Source organism: Variovorax raffinosi, from assembly GCF_051216615.1.
Lineage (GTDB): Bacteria > Pseudomonadota > Gammaproteobacteria > Burkholderiales > Burkholderiaceae_C > Variovorax.
Genome location: NZ_JBPJZR010000020.1, coordinates 74201 through 91602 on the forward strand (window position 1 = coordinate 74201; position 17402 = coordinate 91602).

The 17402-nt window shown below is 66.2% G+C and carries 18 protein-coding genes; 7 read left to right on the top strand and 11 right to left on the bottom strand.

What is annotated here, in order from left to right:
- Positions 1–12 precede the first annotated feature (12 nt).
- From ACSFB7_RS35610 to ACSFB7_RS35630, 5 genes are all read right to left on the bottom strand, one after another.
- On the bottom strand, positions 13–894 hold the full coding sequence (locus tag ACSFB7_RS35610; RefSeq protein ID WP_435477045.1) for a hypothetical protein: 882 nt from the start codon (positions 892–894) through the stop codon (positions 13–15).
- Positions 860–3553, bottom strand: a complete 2694-nt coding sequence (pepN, locus tag ACSFB7_RS35615; protein ID WP_435477046.1) for an aminopeptidase N — start codon at positions 3551–3553, stop codon at positions 860–862. The genes ACSFB7_RS35610 and pepN overlap by 35 nt, the downstream gene beginning before the upstream one ends.
- Entirely contained in the window at positions 3540–4226 is a 687-nt protein-coding gene (locus tag ACSFB7_RS35620; RefSeq protein WP_435477047.1) for an HAD family hydrolase, read from the bottom strand. Before ACSFB7_RS35620 ends, pepN begins: the two co-directional genes overlap by 14 nt.
- Before the next feature lie 5 nt (positions 4227–4231).
- Positions 4232–5336, bottom strand: a protein-coding gene (gene prfB / locus ACSFB7_RS35625) for a peptide chain release factor 2 (protein ID WP_435477048.1) whose coding sequence is annotated in 2 segments (ribosomal slippage) — positions 4232–5254 and positions 5256–5336 — 1104 coding nt in all. Because the reading frame shifts where the segments join, the coding sequence is not laid out codon by codon here.
- Positions 5337–5538: 202 nt separating this feature from the next.
- Positions 5539–6351, bottom strand: a complete 813-nt coding sequence (locus ACSFB7_RS35630; protein WP_435477049.1) for a MetQ/NlpA family ABC transporter substrate-binding protein — start codon at positions 6349–6351, stop codon at positions 5539–5541.
- A gap of 237 nt (positions 6352–6588) precedes the next feature.
- Here ACSFB7_RS35630 and ACSFB7_RS35635 point away from each other — a divergent pair, with 237 nt between their 5' ends.
- From ACSFB7_RS35635 to ACSFB7_RS35650, 4 genes are all read left to right on the top strand, one after another.
- Entirely contained in the window at positions 6589–7464 is an 876-nt protein-coding gene (locus ACSFB7_RS35635; protein ID WP_435477050.1) for a methionine ABC transporter ATP-binding protein, read from the top strand.
- Positions 7457–8119: a methionine ABC transporter permease gene (locus tag ACSFB7_RS35640; RefSeq protein WP_187111325.1), complete on the top strand. Its 663-nt coding sequence runs from the start codon at positions 7457–7459 to the stop codon at positions 8117–8119. Before ACSFB7_RS35635 ends, ACSFB7_RS35640 begins: the two co-directional genes overlap by 8 nt.
- Before the next feature lie 67 nt (positions 8120–8186).
- A complete protein-coding gene (locus ACSFB7_RS35645; protein WP_435477051.1) occupies positions 8187–9014 on the top strand; it encodes a MetQ/NlpA family ABC transporter substrate-binding protein in 828 nt (275 codons plus the stop codon).
- Between the two features lie 27 nt (positions 9015–9041).
- A complete protein-coding gene (locus ACSFB7_RS35650; RefSeq protein WP_435477052.1) occupies positions 9042–9392 on the top strand; it encodes a hypothetical protein in 351 nt (116 codons plus the stop codon).
- A 346-nt stretch (positions 9393–9738) separates the two neighbouring features.
- Here ACSFB7_RS35650 and ACSFB7_RS35655 read toward each other — a convergent pair whose 3' ends face one another.
- Positions 9739–11094, bottom strand: a complete 1356-nt coding sequence (locus tag ACSFB7_RS35655) for an LLM class flavin-dependent oxidoreductase (protein ID WP_435477053.1) — start codon at positions 11092–11094, stop codon at positions 9739–9741.
- 4 nt (positions 11095–11098) lie between these two features.
- A complete protein-coding gene (locus ACSFB7_RS35660) occupies positions 11099–11932 on the bottom strand; it encodes a MetQ/NlpA family ABC transporter substrate-binding protein (RefSeq protein WP_435477054.1) in 834 nt (277 codons plus the stop codon).
- A 131-nt stretch (positions 11933–12063) separates the two neighbouring features.
- Between ACSFB7_RS35660 and ACSFB7_RS35665 the strand changes: the two genes are divergently transcribed.
- Together ACSFB7_RS35665 and ACSFB7_RS35670 are read left to right on the top strand one after the other, a co-directional pair.
- The gene (locus ACSFB7_RS35665; protein ID WP_435477055.1) at positions 12064–12762 is read left to right on the top strand and encodes an aspartate/glutamate racemase family protein; all 699 of its coding nucleotides are present in this window, start codon (positions 12064–12066) and stop codon (positions 12760–12762) included.
- Positions 12752–13855: a serine hydrolase domain-containing protein gene (locus tag ACSFB7_RS35670; RefSeq protein ID WP_435477056.1), complete on the top strand. Its 1104-nt coding sequence runs from the start codon at positions 12752–12754 to the stop codon at positions 13853–13855. The genes ACSFB7_RS35665 and ACSFB7_RS35670 overlap by 11 nt, the downstream gene beginning before the upstream one ends.
- Positions 13856–13880: 25 nt before the next feature.
- Here the strand turns inward: ACSFB7_RS35670 and ACSFB7_RS35675 are convergent, their stop codons facing one another.
- Complete coding sequence (locus ACSFB7_RS35675) at positions 13881–14819, bottom strand: alpha/beta fold hydrolase (protein ID WP_435477057.1); 939 nt, start codon at positions 14817–14819, stop codon at positions 13881–13883.
- Between the two features lie 118 nt (positions 14820–14937).
- Here ACSFB7_RS35675 and ACSFB7_RS35680 point away from each other — a divergent pair, with 118 nt between their 5' ends.
- Complete coding sequence (locus ACSFB7_RS35680) at positions 14938–15999, top strand: aldo/keto reductase (protein ID WP_435477058.1); 1062 nt, start codon at positions 14938–14940, stop codon at positions 15997–15999.
- Between the two features lie 4 nt (positions 16000–16003).
- Here the strand turns inward: ACSFB7_RS35680 and ACSFB7_RS35685 are convergent, their stop codons facing one another.
- Genes ACSFB7_RS35685 through ACSFB7_RS35695 form a run of 3 tightly spaced genes read right to left on the bottom strand, consistent with a single transcriptional unit; the run spans position 16004 to position 17389 of the window.
- Positions 16004–16597 carry a hypothetical protein gene (locus ACSFB7_RS35685; protein WP_435477060.1) on the bottom strand — a complete coding sequence of 198 codons (594 nt, stop codon included), beginning with the start codon at positions 16595–16597 and terminating at the stop codon, positions 16004–16006.
- Positions 16597–16821: a helix-turn-helix domain-containing protein gene (locus ACSFB7_RS35690; protein WP_435477061.1), complete on the bottom strand. Its 225-nt coding sequence runs from the start codon at positions 16819–16821 to the stop codon at positions 16597–16599. Before ACSFB7_RS35690 ends, ACSFB7_RS35685 begins: the two co-directional genes overlap by 1 nt.
- A gap of 7 nt (positions 16822–16828) precedes the next feature.
- On the bottom strand, positions 16829–17389 hold the full coding sequence (locus tag ACSFB7_RS35695; RefSeq protein ID WP_435477063.1) for a DUF2975 domain-containing protein: 561 nt from the start codon (positions 17387–17389) through the stop codon (positions 16829–16831).
- Positions 17390–17402 lie beyond the last annotated feature (13 nt).

Genomic DNA, 17402 nt, shown 5'->3' on the forward strand with positions numbered 1-17402 from the left:
GAGTGGGGCGCGTCAGTCGGCGGTGTTGTCGTCTTCGGGCCAGGGGGCGCCGAGGTCGTAGGCAATGCGCACCGCGATGTCGGCGGTCGCCTTGGTCAGCCCTGCCTGCAGCAACTTGCCCTGGTCGGCCAGCCAAAGCGCGCGGCGGGTGCTGCGCTGGGTGTTGGCGTCCTTGCCGCGCAGTTCCTGCTTGAGCGAAGGTCCGACAAGGTCCGACAGGCTCACGGTCGAGCGGTACGAATACTCGTGCCACAGCGTGCGCTTGTCGGGGGAGCCGATGCGCACGTTCGCGCGCACCACGGCTTCGTCCTCGTCGTCGGAAACATTGGCCCAGCCTTCGACCACGGTCTGTGCGCTGTCGGGGTTGAGCGGGCTGCCCCTGAACATGCTGGTGGCGGGCTCGCGGTAGGTGGCGCCCTTGTAGTTGGGGCTGGTGCGCAATGCCTTCTCCAGGCGCGGGCTGAGCAGGGGTGCCAGCTCGTAGTTGCCCATTACCGCCAGATAGAGGGCCGAGCGTGACTGGATCTCTTGCTGTGCCGAGGCCTGGTAGCTCTGGTTGGCCGCACCGGTCGCGCCGCCGAGGGCGATGGCGCCGAGGATGCCCACGCCGGGAATCGCCGACATGCCGGCGCCGATGACGCGCATGCGTTTGAAGCTGGCGTCGGGGTCGCTTTCCACCTCGACGCCGATGCTGGGCACGACCACCTGTACGGTCGAGCCGGGCAGGGAGGCGAGTTCCGATTTCTTGATCCACGGCTGGCGCGAGCTGCCGCCGGGGCCGCCCGCACAGCCGGCGAGCGCCGCGCAGAGCAGCAGCGCCGTCGCCAGCGCGAGCGTCGGCCGCTTCGGGTGGCGTCGCTCAGTTGCCAGCGAGTGCACGCGTGACCACCTCATGCGTGTCCTTGCTCAGGTCGGGCTTGGCGGCCACGCGGGCAATGGCTTCGCGCGCTGCGCTGCGATACGGCTCGGCCAGCTTGCTCCAGCGGTCGAGCGCGCGCGCAAGGCGTGCGGCCACCTGGGGGTTGATGGCGTCGAGCTCGATCACGCGGTCGCTCCAGAACACGTAGCCGGCCGCGTCGGGGCGGTGGAAGGCACCGGGGTTGGCGCTGCAATAGGCAAAGATCACGCTGCGCGCGCGGTTCGGGTTCTTGAGCGAGAAGTCCGGGTGCTTCATCAACTGCTTGACCAGCGGCAGGATGTCGCCGCCGCGGTCGCCTGCGCCGGCCTGCAGCGAGAACCACTTGTCGATGACCAGCGCTTCGTCCTTGAAGATGGCGTGGAAGCGCGCCAGCGCCTGCGCCGCGAGCGCTTGGCCCGACAACACCAGCGCGTTGAGCGCGTTGAAGCGGTCGGTCATGTTGCCCGCGTCCTTGAAGCGCTGCAGCGTCTTGCCGGGCCACACGGTGTCGCCCGAGGCGCGCGCCGCCAGGCACAAAAAGTTGAGCGCCATGCCGGCCAGCGCGCGGCGGCCCGACGAGGTCGGGTCGGGGCTGTAGGCGCCGGTGTCGTGGTTCTCTTCATACGCCCACTGCCAGTCGGCAAAAAGAGCGGTGGCCAGTTGCGCGCGCATGGCTTCGCGCACGAGGTGCACGCGCTGCGGGTCGACCACGTCGAGCTGCTCGGCGATGTAGGTTTCCGACGGCAGCGTGAGCACCAGTTCCTTGAAGGCGGCGTCGAGCTGCGGGTTGCGCAGCACGCTGCGCATGGCGTCGATGTAGGCGTCGTTCAGCACCGGGGTGGTGTCGGTCGCCAGTGCGGCAATGCCTTGCAGCGCGGCGCGCAGGCCCAGGCGCTGGCCGGCTTCCCAGCGGTTGAACGGGTCGGGGTCGTTGGCCAGCAGGGTGAGCAGCTGGGCGTCGGTGTACTCGAAGTCGAGGATCACCGGCGCGCTGAAGCCACGCAGGATCGAAGGCACGGGCTCGGCGTCGAGGCCCACGAAGGTGAGCTGTTCGCCGGCGCGCGACAGCACCAGCGTGCGCGTGCCGCGGGTCACTTCGCTTTCGCCTTCGAGCTGCACGGGCAGTTCGCGGCCGTTGGCATCGAGCAGGCCGATGTTCAGCGGAATGACGAAGGGTTCCTTGGTCGGCTGGCCCGGCGTGGGCGGGCAGCTTTGAACCACGCTCAGCGTGTAGCTGCGGTTCTGCGCGTCGTACACGCCGTGCGCGGCCAGGCGGGGCGTGCCGGCCTGGCTGTACCAGCGCTTGAACTGCGGCAGTTGGCGGGCCAGTTCCGAATCGGGGTTGGCATCGGCAATGGCCTGTGCGAAGTCGTCGCAGGTCACGGCCTGGCCATCGAAGCGTTCGAAGTAAAGGGTGATGCCTTTCTCGAAGCCCTTGCGGCCGACCAGCGTCTGCATCATGCGGACGACTTCGGCGCCCTTTTCATAGATGGTGACGGTGTAGAAGTTGCTGATCTCGATGTAGCTGTCGGGCCGCACCGGGTGGGCCATGGGGCCGGCGTCTTCGGGGAACTGGGCGGTGCGCAGCACGCGCACGTCCTCGATGCGCTTCACGGCGCGGGCCGAGGCGTCGGCGCACAGGTCCTGGCTGAACTCCTGGTCGCGGAAGACGGTCAGGCCTTCTTTCAGCGAGAGCTGGAACCAGTCGCGGCAGGTCACGCGGTCGCCGCTCCAGTTGTGGAAGTACTCGTGGCCGACCACGCTTTCGATGTTGCTGTAGTCGGCGTCGGTGGCGGTGGCCTGGTTGGCCAGAACGTACTTCGTGTTGAAGATGTTCAGGCCCTTGTTTTCCATCGCACCCATGTTGAAGTCGCTGGTGGCGACGATCATGAAGCGGTCCAGGTCGAGCGGCAGGCCGAAGCGGGCTTCGTCCCACAGCACCGAGTTGATGAGCGAGTTCATTGCGTGCTCGGTCTTGTCGAGGTCGCCGGCGCGCACGTACACCTGCAGCAGATGCTCTTTGCCGTTGCGCGCCTTGATGCGCTGCTCGCGCGCGACCAGCTTGCCCGCCACCAGGGCGAACAGGTAGCTGGGTTTCTTGAAGGGGTCGACCCACTTGGCGAAGTGGCGGCCTTCGGGCAGGTCGCCTTGTTCGACGAGGTTGCCGTTCGACAGCAGCACCGGATAGGCGGCCTTGGCGGCGCGCAGCGTCACGGTGTACATCGCCATCACGTCCGGACGGTCGAGGAAGTAGGTGATGCGGCGGAAGCCCTCGGCCTCGCACTGCGTGAAGAAGGTGTCTTCGCTCACGAACAGGCCCATCAGCTTGGTGTTCTTGATGGGGCAGCAGGTGGTGAAGATTTCGAGTTCGAAGGCGTCGGGCAGTCCGTCGATGACGAGCTGGTCGCCCTCCATGCGGAACGACGCGCCCTGGCCGTTGACCAGCACGCGCGCCAGGTTCAGCTCGTCGCCGTGCAGGCGCAGCGGCTCCACCGGCACTTCGGGGTTGCGGCGCATCTGCATGCGGTTGAGCACGCGGGTCTTGGCGGGGTCGAGGTCGAAGGTAAGGTCGACGGTGTCGATCCAGTACGCCGGAGCGGCATAGTCTTCGCGGCGAATGGCAATCGGTTGCCCTTGAGCGTCACGCAGCATCATCGAGTGTCTCCAGAAAATTCGAATGGGCAAGTTCGTTGTAGTCACGAACCGCGGCAATCACATGGGGGCCGGCAAGCTCGGCGGCGGTATGGGTGCTGCACACGGCCACGGCACGCATGCCGCCACGGCGGGCGGCTTCGATGCCGAAGGGCGCGTCTTCGAAGACGATGCAGCGCTCGGGCGCAACGCCGATGCGGCGCGCGGCTTCCAGAAAGATCGCGGGCGTGGGCTTGCCGCTGAAGCCATCGTCGCCACCGACGATGGCGAGCGGCAAAGGGTCCATCTTCAGGCGCGACATCGCAAATTCGATGTTGTGCTTGTCGCCGGCCGTGCCCACCGCGATCTTCAGCCCGCGTGCAACGGCGGCCTTGGCGAAGGCGGTAAAGCCCGCGACTTCGGTGAAGTTGTCGCTGAACATGGCACGGTAGATCTCTTCCTTCTCGTGCACCAGGGCCTGGCACTCCTCGTCGGAAAGTTCGCGGTCGAACAGCTCGCGCATGCACTCGGTGCCGGTGCGGCCCGTGGTGCGCGCCAGGATGTCGCTCACGTCGAGCTTCAGCCCGTGGCGCGCCACGAATTCGACCCACGAACGCGCATGCCAGGGCATGGAGTCGATCATGGTGCCGTCCATGTCGAAGATGAAGGCTTCGACCTTGCCGTGCGTCAGGCTCATTGGATTTACACGCCTTGCTTCAAAGAGGCTTCGATGAACACATCGAGGTCGCCATCAAGCACCTTCTGCGTGGCCGAGACTTCGACGTTGGTGCGCAGGTCCTTGATGCGGCTGTTGTCCAGCACGTAGCTGCGGATCTGGTGGCCCCAGCCCACGTCGGTCTTGCTGTCTTCCAGCTTCTGCTGTTCTTCCTGGCGCTTGCGCATCTCGTGGTCGTACAGGCGCGAGCGCAGGCGCTTCCACGCCACGTCGCGGTTGCTGTGCTGGCTGCGGCCGTCCTGGCACTGCACCACGATGCCGGTCGGGATGTGCGTCAGGCGCACGGCCGAGTCGGTCTTGTTGATGTGCTGGCCGCCCGCGCCGCTGGCACGGAAGGTGTCGGTGCGCACGTCGGAAGGGTTGATGTCGATCTCGATCGAATCGTCGATTTCCGGGTACACGAAGATGCTGGCAAAGCTCGTGTGGCGCCCGCCCGACGAGTCGAACGGCGACTTGCGCACGAGGCGGTGCACGCCGGTTTCGGTGCGCAGCAGGCCGAAGGCGTAGTCGCCCTCGACCTTGATGGTCGCGCCCTTGATGCCGGCGGTGTCGCCGGGCGTCTCGTCTTCGATCTGCGTCTTGAAGCCCTTGCGCTCGGCGTACTTCAGGTACTGGCGCAGCAGCATGCTGGCCCAGTCGCAAGCTTCGGTGCCACCGGCGCCGGCCTGGATGTCTACGAAGGCGTTGAGCGGGTCGGCCGGGTTGTTGAACATCCGGCGGAATTCGAGCTGCTTGATGTCGGCTTCGAGCGTGGCGGCGTCATCGGCGATGGACTGCAGGCCGTCCATGTCGCCGTCTTCCTTCGACATTTCGAAGAGTTCGGTGTTGTCCGAGAGCCCGTTGGTGAGCCGGTCGAGCGTGACGACCACGTCGTCGAGCGACTTCTTCTCCTTGCCCAGTTCCTGGGCTTTCTTCGGGTCGTTCCAGACGTTCGGGTCTTCGAGCGATGCGTTGACTGTCCTCAGTCGTTCAGCTTTGGCATCGTAGTCAAAGATACCTCCGTAAATCGACCGTACGGACGCTCAGGTCCGCGAGCATTGCGCCGATTTGGTTGATTTGTTCTGCGTCCATGGGGTGTCCTGACTGTGTTCGGGGAAACCGGGCATTTTCTCATGCTCCGGCGACCGGCCGAGGAGCGCCCCCGTATTGCGCCTTCCCCCTCTGGGGGAAGGTTGGGATGGGGGCTGCTCCCGCATTCAGCGCGGCGCTTGGGTTGGCGCCGTCGTGCCCCCACCCCGGCCCTCCCCCGGGAGGGGAGGGAGAAAGTCATCAATCAGAACGCGGGGACCAGCGAACCCTTGAACTGCGTTTCGATGAAGCTCTTCACCTCGGGCGACTGGTAGGCCGCCACGAGGCGCTTGGCCCAGGGCTTGTCCTTGTCGGCGCGGCGCACGGCGATCAGGTTGGCGTAGGGGCTCTTCGCCGCTTCCTTGATCACGGCGTCCTTGTTGAGCGATAGGCCGGCCTTCTCGGCGTAGTCGTTGTTGATGGCGGCAATGGTCAGGTCGTCGAGCGAGCGCGGCAGTTGAGCGGCGTCAAGCGCCACCAGCTTCAGCTTCTTGGGGTTGGTCACCACGTCGAGCGGGGTGGCGGTGTTGTTCTTCACCGCGTCGGGCTTGAGCGTGATGAGGCCGGCCTGTTGCAGCAGCAGCAGGGCGCGATTGCCGTTCGACGGATCGTTCTGGATGCCGACCGAGGCGCCGTCAGGCAACTGGTCGATCGACTTGATCTTGCGCGAGTAGAAGCCCAGCGGTGCGGTGATCGTCAGGCCCACGGGCACGATGTCGAAGCCGCGCGCCTTGTTCTGGTTGTCCAGGAAGGGCTGGTGCTGGAAGGCATTGGCGTCGAGGTCGCCCGAGGCCAGCGCCGCATTGGGCAACTGGTAGTCGTTGAACACCACGACCTGGATGTTCAGGCCGTCCTTGGCGGCGACCTTCTTGACCACTTCGAACACCTGTTCGGCGCTGCCGACGGAGACGCCGACCTTCAGGGTGTTCTTGTCCTGCGCGAAGGCCGGGCTGCCGGCGAAGAGGGCGGCGGCCAGCGTGGCAAGGGCGAGGGTGCGGCGGCGGAAAGTGGTGTGCATGGTGACGCGAAATCAAAAAAATGAAGGCGCGAATGTGGCACCGCAGCACGCGATTGGGAACGAACGAATAGGCATATCGATATGGCGTGTATGGCTCGCGTTCGGGTTTTCTTATGTCTTTGCGTATATAAACACCATCCTTTTTCTTCGTTCCCTTTTGCCGCTTTTGTTTTCATACTCGGCACCTTTTTCGCGAACCTTCGTGTCCGGTTTTCCTGCTGGCCGCGCTTCTTCCCAATGAGCCAATCTTCGTCCGACGCGGGCCGCGACAACGCGGCGCCGGTCATCCGTCTTCAATCGGTGCAGAAGTCCTTTGCCCTGCCCAGCGGCGAGGTGTTCGACGCCGTGCAGTCGCTCTCGCTCGACATCCACCAGGGCGACGTGTTCGGCCTGATCGGCAAGAGCGGCGCCGGCAAGTCCACGCTGCTGCGCCTCATCAACCTGCTGGAGCGGCCCGATGCGGGCAAGGTCCTTGTCGGCGGGCGCGACCTCACCACGCTCTCGCGCAGCGAGCTGCGCGACACGCGCCAGAACATCGGCATGATCTTTCAGCAGTTCAACCTGCTGCAGAACGCCACGGTGTTCGACAACGTTGCCTTCCCGCTGAAGATCCACGGCCGCCACTCCAAGGCTGAGATCAACACCCGGGTGCGCGAATGCCTCGACCTCGTCGGCCTGGCCGAGAAGATCGACACCTACCCGGCCCAGCTCTCGGGCGGCCAGAAGCAGCGCGTGGCCATTGCCCGCGCGCTGGCGCCGCGCCCGCAGGTGCTGCTGTGCGACGAGCCCACCTCGGCGCTCGACACCGAAACCACCCGCTCGCTGCTCGAAACGCTGCGCGACATCAACCAGAAGATCGGCGTGACCATCGTGATCGTCACGCACGAGCTGTCGGTGGTCGAGGTGCTGTGCCGCAACGTGGCCATTCTTGAAAAAGGCCGGCTGATCGAACAGTTCGCCGTCGATGCGCCGGGGCCCGAGCGCAAGACCGCGCTGGGCCGCGAAATCGACGAGCTGGTGCGCCGCCGCGAACGGGACGTGCGCGAAGCCCGTGAATCCGCCGCACCCGGTGCCTCGCTGAACCTCAATGCCCAGGAGCCGGCTTATGTTTGAAAACATCGCTCCCATCCTCCCCGAGCTGTGGGTTGCCACGGGCCAGACTTTCATGATGCTGGCCATCGGCCTGTCGGCCGCGGTGCTGATCGGCGGGCCGCTGGGCATCCTGCTGTTCTTGCTGGGCCCCGGCCAGTCGCTGGAAAACAAGCCGGCGTTTCTTGTGCTGAACTGGATCGTGAACACGGTCCGTTCCTTCCCCTTCATCATCCTGCTGGTGGCGCTGGTGCCGTTCACGCGGGTGATTGCGGGCACCTCCATCGGGCCGCTGGCGGCCGCGGTGCCGTTGTCGTTCGCGGCCATTCCTTACCTGGCGCGCCTGGTTGACCAGTGCCTGCGCGAAGTGCCGCGCGGCGTGATCGAGGCGGCGCATGCCATGGGCGCTTCAGAAATGCAGATCGTCTGGCGCGTGCTGTTGGTCGAGGCCCGCTCGGGCCTGGTGCTGGCGCTGACCGTGCTGGCCGTGAGCTTTCTCTCGTACTCGGCCGTGGCCGGCGTGGTGGGCGGCGGCGGCATCGGTGACCTGGCGATCCGCTACGGCTACTACCGCTTCCAGACCGACGTGATGGTGCTCACAGTGGCGCTGCTCGTGGTGCTGGTGCAGATCCTGCAGTTCGTGGGCAACACCACGGCGCGCCGGCTCGACAAGCGTTGATCCTTTCTTTCCCCTTCTTCTTCTTCTTCTTCATCTTCATCTTCATCTTCTTCTCTCTGCTCATTTCATGAAAACCGCATTGCTGCGCCGTTCCGTTCTCGCCCTGTCCCTCGTTGCGCTGTCGTTCGGCGGCCTCTCGCTGCAGGCCCACGCGCAGGACCCCGCCAAGAAGAACCTCGTGATCGGCGGCACCGCCGGCTCCAACGCCGACCAGCTCAAGGTCGGCATCATCCCGATCCTTGAAAAGAAGGGCTACAAGGTCAAGCTGGTCGAGTTCAACGACTACGTGCAGCCCAACCTCGCGCTGGCCCAGGGCTCGCTCGACGCCAACTTCTTCCAGCATCAGGTCTACCTGAAGAAGTTCGCGGCCGACCAGAAGCTCGACCTTGCCGAACTGGTGCAAGGCCCGATCGCCCCGATGGGCGTGTACTCGACCAAGCGCAAGACGCTGGCCGACGTGAAGGAAGGCGACCGCGTGACGCTGCCGAACGACCCGAGCAACCTGGCCCGTGCGCTGGTGCTGCTGGAGCAGAACAAGCTCCTCACCATCAAGACCGGCATCGACCCGCTGCGCGCGTCTGAAAAAGACGTGGCCGAGAACCCGAAGAAGCTGAAGTTCATTCCGCTCGAAGCCGCGCAACTGCCGCGTTCGCTGGGCGACACCGAGTACGCCATCGTCAACGGCAACTTCGCGATCTCGTCGGGCCTGAAGCTCACCGAGGCCGTGGTGCTCGAAAAGACGCCTGACTACTACCTCAATGTGGTGGCAGTGAAGACGGCCGACAAGAACACCCAGTGGGCCAAGGACATCGCCGACGCTTACCGCTCGAAGGAATTCAAGGCGGTGGTCGACAGCAAGTTCCAGGGCTACGCCAAGCCCAGCTTCCTGCAGTAAACACACTCACCAAGCAAGGACGCCCACATGCCCGTGCTCGCCGTATTCGATGCCCAAGGAAGCTGGCGCGACACGCATGTGTGCGACGGCTGGATCACCGAACACCTGGCGCAGCAGGGCGTGAGCTGGGGGCGCGGCAAGGCCACGGGGCAGCGCGCGCTCGACAGCGCGGGGCTGTTCTATCTGTCCACTGCCGAGGGTTACCTGGGCATGTTGTTCGAGGCGGGCGAGTGGGTGAGCTTGCCGTCCGACAGGCCGCATTTCTTCGATGCGGGCGAGGCGGAGTCTTTCGACGGCCTGCCGGCTGCGTTGCCGCTCTTCGAGGCTTTTGTCGAAGAAGTGCTGTCCATGACGGGCAACGACGCTGACGAAGAGTGATGTGGCGCGGCTCTTGCGGTCTGCGCTAGGGCCTCTCCGATGCTTGCTGGGTTGGTCGTGCGGTGCGGTGCGGGTTCATTCGGAGCGAGTGCGAATGACACCAGGAGCTCCCCTCCGCGAATGTCCCCCGCTTCGCTCCTCCTTTATTTCGCTGCGGGGAGCACCTGGTGCCATTCGCACAGGGACGCGCTGCTGGTGAATCGCGGATCAACGACTGCTCTGTCCAACGCTCGCGCCGACACGGTGCTCTTTTTCGCGAAATAAAGGAGGAGCGAAGCTGGGGACATTCGCGAAAAAGAGCACCGTGTCGGCGTGAGCGTCGCCCCGAACAGCAGCACCCGAGCAGTCAGGCCGCCAGCCGCTGCGCCGCCCGTCCGCCGGGCCGTGCCAGCCCCAGATGGTCACGCAGCGTGCGCCCCTCGTACTCGGTGCGGAAGATGCCGCGCTTCTGCAGGATCGGCACCACGCCGACCACGAAATCCTGCAGCCCATGCGGCAATGCATCGGGCATCAGGTTGAAGCCATCGGCTGCGCCGCCCTTGAACCAATGCTCGATGTCGTCGGCGATCTGCTCTGGCGTGCCGACGATCACACGGTGACCGCCGCCGCCCGCCAGTTCGCGGATCAACTGACGCACCGTGTAGCCGTGCGTACGGCCCGCCGCCACCACCGCGTTGAAGAAGGTGTGATTGCCGTTGCCATTTCCGGGCAACGGCAGGTTGTCGGGCAGGCGCTCGTCGAGCTTCAACCGGTCGGGTGTGATGCCCAGCGTGCCTGCGAGGCGCGTGAGGCTGTAATCCCACGGAATCAGATCGACCAGTTCGTCGCGCCGGCGGCGCGCTTCCGCTTCGGTGCTTCCGACGATGGTGGTGAGCCCGGCCAGCACCTTCACCGCATCGGGGCCGCGGCCCAACTCGGCCGCGCGGGTCTTGAGGGCGCGCGCATAGGCCAGCGATTCCTCGAAGGACTGCGACGCCGAGAACACCGCCTCCGCATGGCGTGATGCCAGCTCGCGTCCATCCGCTGACGCACCGGCCTGCACCAGCACCGGATGGCCTTGCGGTGGGCGCGGAAGATTCAGCGGCCCCTGCACCGCGAAGTGCTCGCCACGGTGCGCAATCGCGTGCACCTTCTCCGGGTCGATGAAGCGGCCCGTGGCCTTGTCGCCGATGAAGGCGTCGTCTTCCCAGCTGTCCCACAGCGCCTTCACGATGTCGGTGAACTCCGAGGCGCGGGCGTAGCGCTTCGAATGGTCGGGCGTGGCGTCGAGGCCGAAGTTGCGCGCCGAGGGCAGGTCGGCGGTGGTCACCACGTTCCAGCCTGCGCGGCCGCCGCTCACATGGTCGAGCGTGGCGAAGCGCCGCGCGATGTTGTAGGGCTCGTTGTAGCTGGTCGATGCGGTGGCGATCAGGCCGATGTGCGTGGTGGCCGCGGCCACGCAGGCCAGCAGGATGGTGGGCTCCAGCGCGGTGATCGGCCGGAAGTGGATCTGGTCGACGATGGCCGCGTTGTCGGCCAGGAAGATCGCATCGAGCTTGGCCGCTTCTGCAATCTGCGCCGTGCGGATGTAGTGCTGGATGTCGGCAAAGGCCCACGGGTCGCTCTCGGGCAGGCGCCAGGCCGAAGGCACGAAGCCCGAGTGCAGGATGTTGACGTTCAGGTGCAGTTGCCTGCGCGGGGCGGTTGTGCTGGTGCTGCTCATTGACTTACTTGGCGAAGTAGTCAGGCAGCCGATAGCCCGCCCACACGGGGTTGGCCTTGAAGAACTGCTGGAACTCGGCCGACTGGTAGGCGGCCACGATGTCTTTGGCGAACTTCGCGTTCTCGTTGCTGCGCTTGACCGCCACCACGTTCACGTAGGGCAGCGTCATGTCTTCGAGCTTCAGTGCCTCGGTGAGCTTCAGGCCCGAGGCCACAGCGAAGTTGCCTTGCACGGCCGCAAGGTCAGCATCGGCCAGCGAGCGCGGTGCCTGCGCGGCATCGAGTGGCACCAGCTTCAGGCGCTTGGGGTTGCTGGCAATGTCGCGCTCGGAAACGCTCAGCGGACTCACGCCCGGCTTGAGCGTCACCCAGCCGATGGCCGCGAGGATGTTGAGCGCGCGCGCCGCGTTCACCGGATCGGCCGGCAGCGTGACCGTGGCGCCATCAGGTACCGTGTCGAGCGACTTGTGGCGCTGCGAGTACAGGCCCATCGGCGGCGTGGGCACATGCACCACCGGCACGAGGTCGAAGTTCTGCTGCTTGTTGGTGGCGTTGAGGTACAGCGAGTGCTGGAAGATGTTGGCGTCGATCTGCCCGCGCTCGACCGCGTCGTTGGGCTGCACGCCCTGGCTGAACTCGACGTACTTGACGGTGTAGCCGAGCTTCTTGAGTTGGGGCTCGATGCCGTTCGTGAAGGCATCGCGATAGGGGCCGGGCATGAAGCCGACACGCAGGTCGGCGGCGTGGGCGGAAACGTGAAGGAGCAGGCTCAGTGCAAGGCCGCCGAGCAGTGGCACGGACCAGCGCGCCAGCGAGGGCGCGCGCGAAGAAAAACGCATCAAGGGCAACTCCGGAGGGTGCAGCAAAGGGAGTTGCGCACTCTAGGTGGCGGTGTGCGCCCGACGAACGAAGATTTGCGTGCTTGGTTATCCGCTGGACGGATATCGCGCCAAGTTTGTACGATGCCGCCATGACCCAGCACATCGGAATCGTCGGCTGCTCCGCCGAAGGCGCGGCGCTCTGCTATCAAACCATCTGCGTGGAGGGCGTGAAGCTGCTCGGCCCGCATGCGCACCCTGAAGTCTCGATGCACACGCCGTCGCTGTCGGACTACATGGTGCACATCTACCGCAATGACTGGCAGGGCGTGGGCGAGGTGATGCTCGCCTCGGCGCACAAGCTCGCGAAGATCGGCGCGGACTTTCTGGTCTGCCCCGACAACACGATTCACCAGGCCTTGCCCTTCATCGAGGCGCGCTCGCCGTTGCCGTGGCTGCACATCGCGGGCTGCGTGGCCGACGAAGCGGCGCAGCGCGGCTTTCGGCGCATCGGCCTCACCGGCACGCGCTGGCTGGTCGACAGCGAGGTCTATCCCGAGAAGCTTTCGGCGCGCGGGCTGGAATACGTCCGCCCCTCCATCGAGGAGCGCGACGAGATCGCCCGGATCATCATGGACGAGCTGGTCTATGGCGTGTTCAAGCCCGAGGCGATCGCGACCTTCCAGCGCGTCATCCAGCGCATGAAGGACGAAGACGGCTGCGACGCCGTCGTGCTCGGCTGCACCGAGATCCCGCTGATCATGAGCGACGCGAATTCGCCGCTGCCTACGCTGGACTCCACCCGCCTGCTCGCGCGGGCGGCGCTGCGCCGGGCGACTGGTGGCGGCTAAGCTCGTGCGCGTCTTCGCGCTTTGCCTGGCGACGGTGTGCCTGCTGCTCGCGAGCGCGTGCACGACGCCTTCGGCCGGCCATGGCGGTGCCGCTGTCTTCCCGCTTTCGTCGTGGGAGATCATTCCCCCCGCGCAGCTCAGTACCGCATGCAACCGGCAGCTCGATGCAGCCCGCGAGTACCTGAGGACACTGGACACAACCGCCGTGATGGCGGTGCAGGACGGTCGCGTGCTGTTCAGCAACGGCCCGCTGGACACCGTCAGCATCGTGTTCTCCGTGCGCAAGAGCCTGCTGTCGATGATGTACGGCAAGTACGTGGCGGACGGCACCATCGACCTCGACCGGACACTGGCCGACCTGGGCATCGATGACCTCGGCGGCCTGCTTGCAAGCGAGCGCGAGGCGCGCCTGCGCGATCTGCTGACCGCGCGGTCCGGCGTCTATCACGCGGCGGCCAATGGCGGGGACGATCTTGCGTTCGCGCCCGCGCGCGGATCGCAAGCGCCCGGCAGCTACTTTCTGTACAACAACTGGGACTTCAACGCCGCAGGAACCGCCTTCGAGAAGTTGACGGGCCGCAGCATCTACCGGGCCTTCGCCGACGATCTGGCGGCGCCGCTGATGCTCGAGGATTTCAATGTGGCCCGCCACAAGCGCAGCGGCGACAGTGCGAAGTCCGCGCACCTGGCGTACCCCTTCTTCCTGTCGACGCGGGACATGGCGCGCCTGGGCTACCTGATGCTTCGCCAGGGCAACTGGCGTGGGCAACAACTGGTGCCAGCCGCATGGGTCGCGCAGATCACGCAGCCGGTGACAACCTCCGCGCAGATGCATCCGCCCCATGTGGCGCGGCGCGGTTTCGGCTATGGCTACCTGTGGTGGCTTCTGGAAGAGCCGCCGGACTCCGCGTTGAGCGGGGCGTACATGGCGTGGGGCGTGCACGGCCAATACATCCTGGTGATTCCGAAGCGGAACATGGTGATCGCGCACAAGCGCCAGGTGCCGGTGGCAGGCAACTGGAACCCGAGCACGGTGGTGCCGGGCGACTTCCTGCGCGCGGCAAGGATGATTGCGACGGCTCCCTGCGGCTGAGCCTGCGCGCCCGCGGCGGCGGCGTTCAGGTCGCCAGGAAGTCCTCGATCATCCGCGCCACCTGTTGCGGTTGGTCGTGGTGCAGCATGTGGCCCGCATCGTCCAGCCGCTCGATGCGCACCGAGGGCACGGACTTCAGGCGCTCGTGGAATTCATCGAGCGTGAAGCGGTTCTTCCACCAGCCTTTCAGGCTGTCGTCGGAGGCCTCGACCATCAGCAGCGGCGCCGTGATGCGCGCATAGAGCGCCAGTGTTTCGTCGACGCGGAAGATGTGGGCGTTGACGATCTTGTGCGCCGCTTCGCCGAGGATCTGCCAGCGCATGCCGCCGTCGGGCTGCGCGTGGCCGGCCGACCAGTGGCTGGCCAGCCAGTCGGCCTTGTCCTGCGACAGGCGCGGGTTGGTCTTCATGAGCCGGCGCGCCACGCCGTCCACCGCCGAGTAGCCGGCCAGCGCCATCTCGCCGCGGTGCAGGCGCTTGAGTTCGTCGATCCACTGGCCGTAGCGCGCGGGCGCTTCGTCGGGCCTGCGCATGGGCATGCCGAAGCCTTCGAGGTTGACGAGGCGGCGGATGCGTTCGGGCCGCACGCCCGCGTAGTGCATGGCGACGTTGCCGCCCATGCTGTGGCCGACAAGGTCGATCTGCCGGGGGCTTTCGCCCTCGCGCACTTCGCCCACGTAGTGGTCGAGCAGCCATTCGAGATCGGCGAGGTAGTCGGCCAGCCAGTAGTTGTCGACGCCGCCGCCATCCGTGAGGCCGAAGCCGCGCCAGTCGGGCGCGATGATGAAGCGGTCTTGCGCCATGGCATCGACCACGAACTGCCAGGAGGCGGCCACGTCCATCCAGCCATGCACGAGCACCAGCGGAGGGCGCGCGTCCGAGGGCTGGCCCCACAGGCGCACGTGGTAGCTGAGATTGCGCACGGGCACGAATTCGCTGCGGGAGGGGCGGAGGGCTTGGTACATGGCGACCGATGATAAGGACGCGCCTGCATCGGCGCAGTCCGGCACAGGACAGACAGGCGTCGTCGGGCTTTTCGGATGCGGCCAGCACATGGCCGGGCAGGGCGGTAGCATCCCGCGCATGAAAAAGATCCAACTCGGTCAAAGCGACCTGCACGTCACCCCGATCTGCCTGGGCACGATGACCTTCGGCGAACAGGTCGACGAGCCCACTTCCCATGCCATCCTGAGCCGCTCGCTCGAACGCGGCATCGACTTCATCGACACCGCCGAGATGTACTCGGTGCCCACGCGCAAGGAAACCTACAGCGTCACCGAAACCATCATCGGCAACTGGTTCACCGCCAACCCCGGCGCGCGCCGGAAGCTCGTGCTCGCCACCAAGGTGGCCGGCCCGTCGCGCGGCATGCCCTGGGTGCGCGAAGGCAGCGGCATGACGCCCGAGGACATCGAGGCCTCCTGCAATGCCAGCCTGAAGCGGCTGAAGACCGACGTCATCGACCTGTACCAGATCCACTGGCCCGAACGCCATGTGCCGTTGTTCGGCAACATGTACTACGACCCGGCCAAGGAAACATCGAAGACGCCGATCCACGACCAGCTCGAAGCACTGGGCAAGCTGGTGAAGGCCGGCAAGGTGCGCACCATCGGTCTGTCGAACGAAACGCCGTACGGCGTTCATGAATTCGTGCGGCTGGCCGAGCAGCACGGGCTGCCGCGCGTGGCGTCGGTCCAGAACGTCTACAACCTGATCGGCCGTGGCCACGAGAACGCGCTGGACGAGACGATGCACCGGCTGGGCGTGTCGTTGCTGGCCTACTCGCCGCTGGCCTTCGGCCTGCTGACCGGCAAGTACGATCAGAGCGGCATCGAAGGACCGGATGCGCCGAAGGGCGCCCGCATTTCGAGCTACGAGTCTGTGCGCAAGCAGCGCTGGGGCCGCCCCGATTCGCTGCGCGCGGCCAAGCGCTACAACCAGCTGGCACGCGACAACGGCCTGACGCCGACGCAGCTTGCGCTGGCGTTCTGCTACACGAAGTGGCAGGTGGCGAGCACGATCATCGGCGTGACGTCGGTGGCGCAACTGGAAGAAGACCTGGACGCGTACGGCACCACGCTGTCGCCCGAGGTCCTGGCCGAGATCGACAAGATCCGCTGGGAAATTCGCGACCCCGCGGCCTGATCGATCAGCGCGCGCATTCGCCGCTGGCGGCGGCGAGGGCCAGGGCGGGCAGGCTCAACAGGCCCATGTTGTTGCCCTTGAACTGGCCTTTCATGCAGTCGCCACGGGCTGCGCCTGCAACGCTGGCACCCAGGCGGGATTCGAAGGCTGAACCCGCCGGGGCACTGATGTCCTGATTGGCGCGGTCGGCGAACGAGCGTTGACGGGCCACGTCACGCAAGGCGCGGCGGGTGGCTTCGGAGTTCAGGATCAGCGGGGCGGGCGAGGGGCCTGCTGCCTGCGTCGGCGCTGCGGGGTCCACCGGCGCGGCGGGCGCGTTGGGCGATGCGGTGATGGCGTCGCTGCGAGTCGCAAGTGGCGTGCGTCTGGCCGGCGCACGTGGCGCAACGGGCGTTGGCGCGGCTCGCGAGGCGGCTGTCGGCGCCGCGGGAGGTTCGGCCTTCAGCACAGGCGCGATCTGCACGACTTCCATCGCAATGCGTTTCGCCGTGCCGATCCGTCCGACGTGCGGCTGCGAGGCCACCAGCATCAGCCAAAGCACTGCTGCATGCATGGCCACCACGGCCAGCACCAGAGCCATCAGGCCGCGACGCGGCATCAGGGCTCGGAGGTGGGCGAAGAAGGCTGCCACTCGAGCAGGTCGCCAGGCTGGCACTGCAGCGCTTCGCAGATGCGCTCCAGCGTATCGAAGCGCACGCCGCGCACCTTGCCGCTCTTGAGCAGCGACAGGTTCTGCTCGGTGATGCCCACATGTTCCGCCAGCTCGCGCGAGCGCATCTTGCGCCGGGCGAGCATGACATCGAGGTTCACGACGATGGGCATGGCGCGTTCAGACGAAGCCCGCGTTGTCGTCGGCCAGGCGCCGGGCCTCGGCCATCACCCGCGCGATGGCCACGAGCACCGCGCCGAACAGGATGTGCAGGCAGTCGAACCACGCGATGGTGATGGACATGAAGCGATGGCCCGGCGGGTTGCCGATGCTGAGCGCCACGGTCATGAGGCCACGCGCGAGCGGCAACAGCAGCGCGAGCAGCAGCACCGCCCAGGCAAAGCGCACCAGCGCGTCTTGCGCGGTCTTGCCGAAGACCCGGCCGTGCCCGTACTCGCCGAACAGCCGCCACAACTGCCGCAACGCATACAGGCCGCCGCCGACCGGCAGCAGGCTGACAAGGGCGGTGCGCCAGCGCGCCGGGCCATCGGCCGGTGGCGTGGGCAGGCCGAGGAAGCTGCCCACGCCGAACATGTCGAGCCACGGGCGCTCGAACGCCAGCAGGAGCAGGGGCTGCACCACCAGCAGGACGACGCCCGCAAGAATCAGCACCTGCACGACCTGGGCGTGTCGCTTCAGGTAGAACGAAGGCGTGGCCGGCAGGGCTGGCGTATGCTGCATGTTCGGGTCGTTA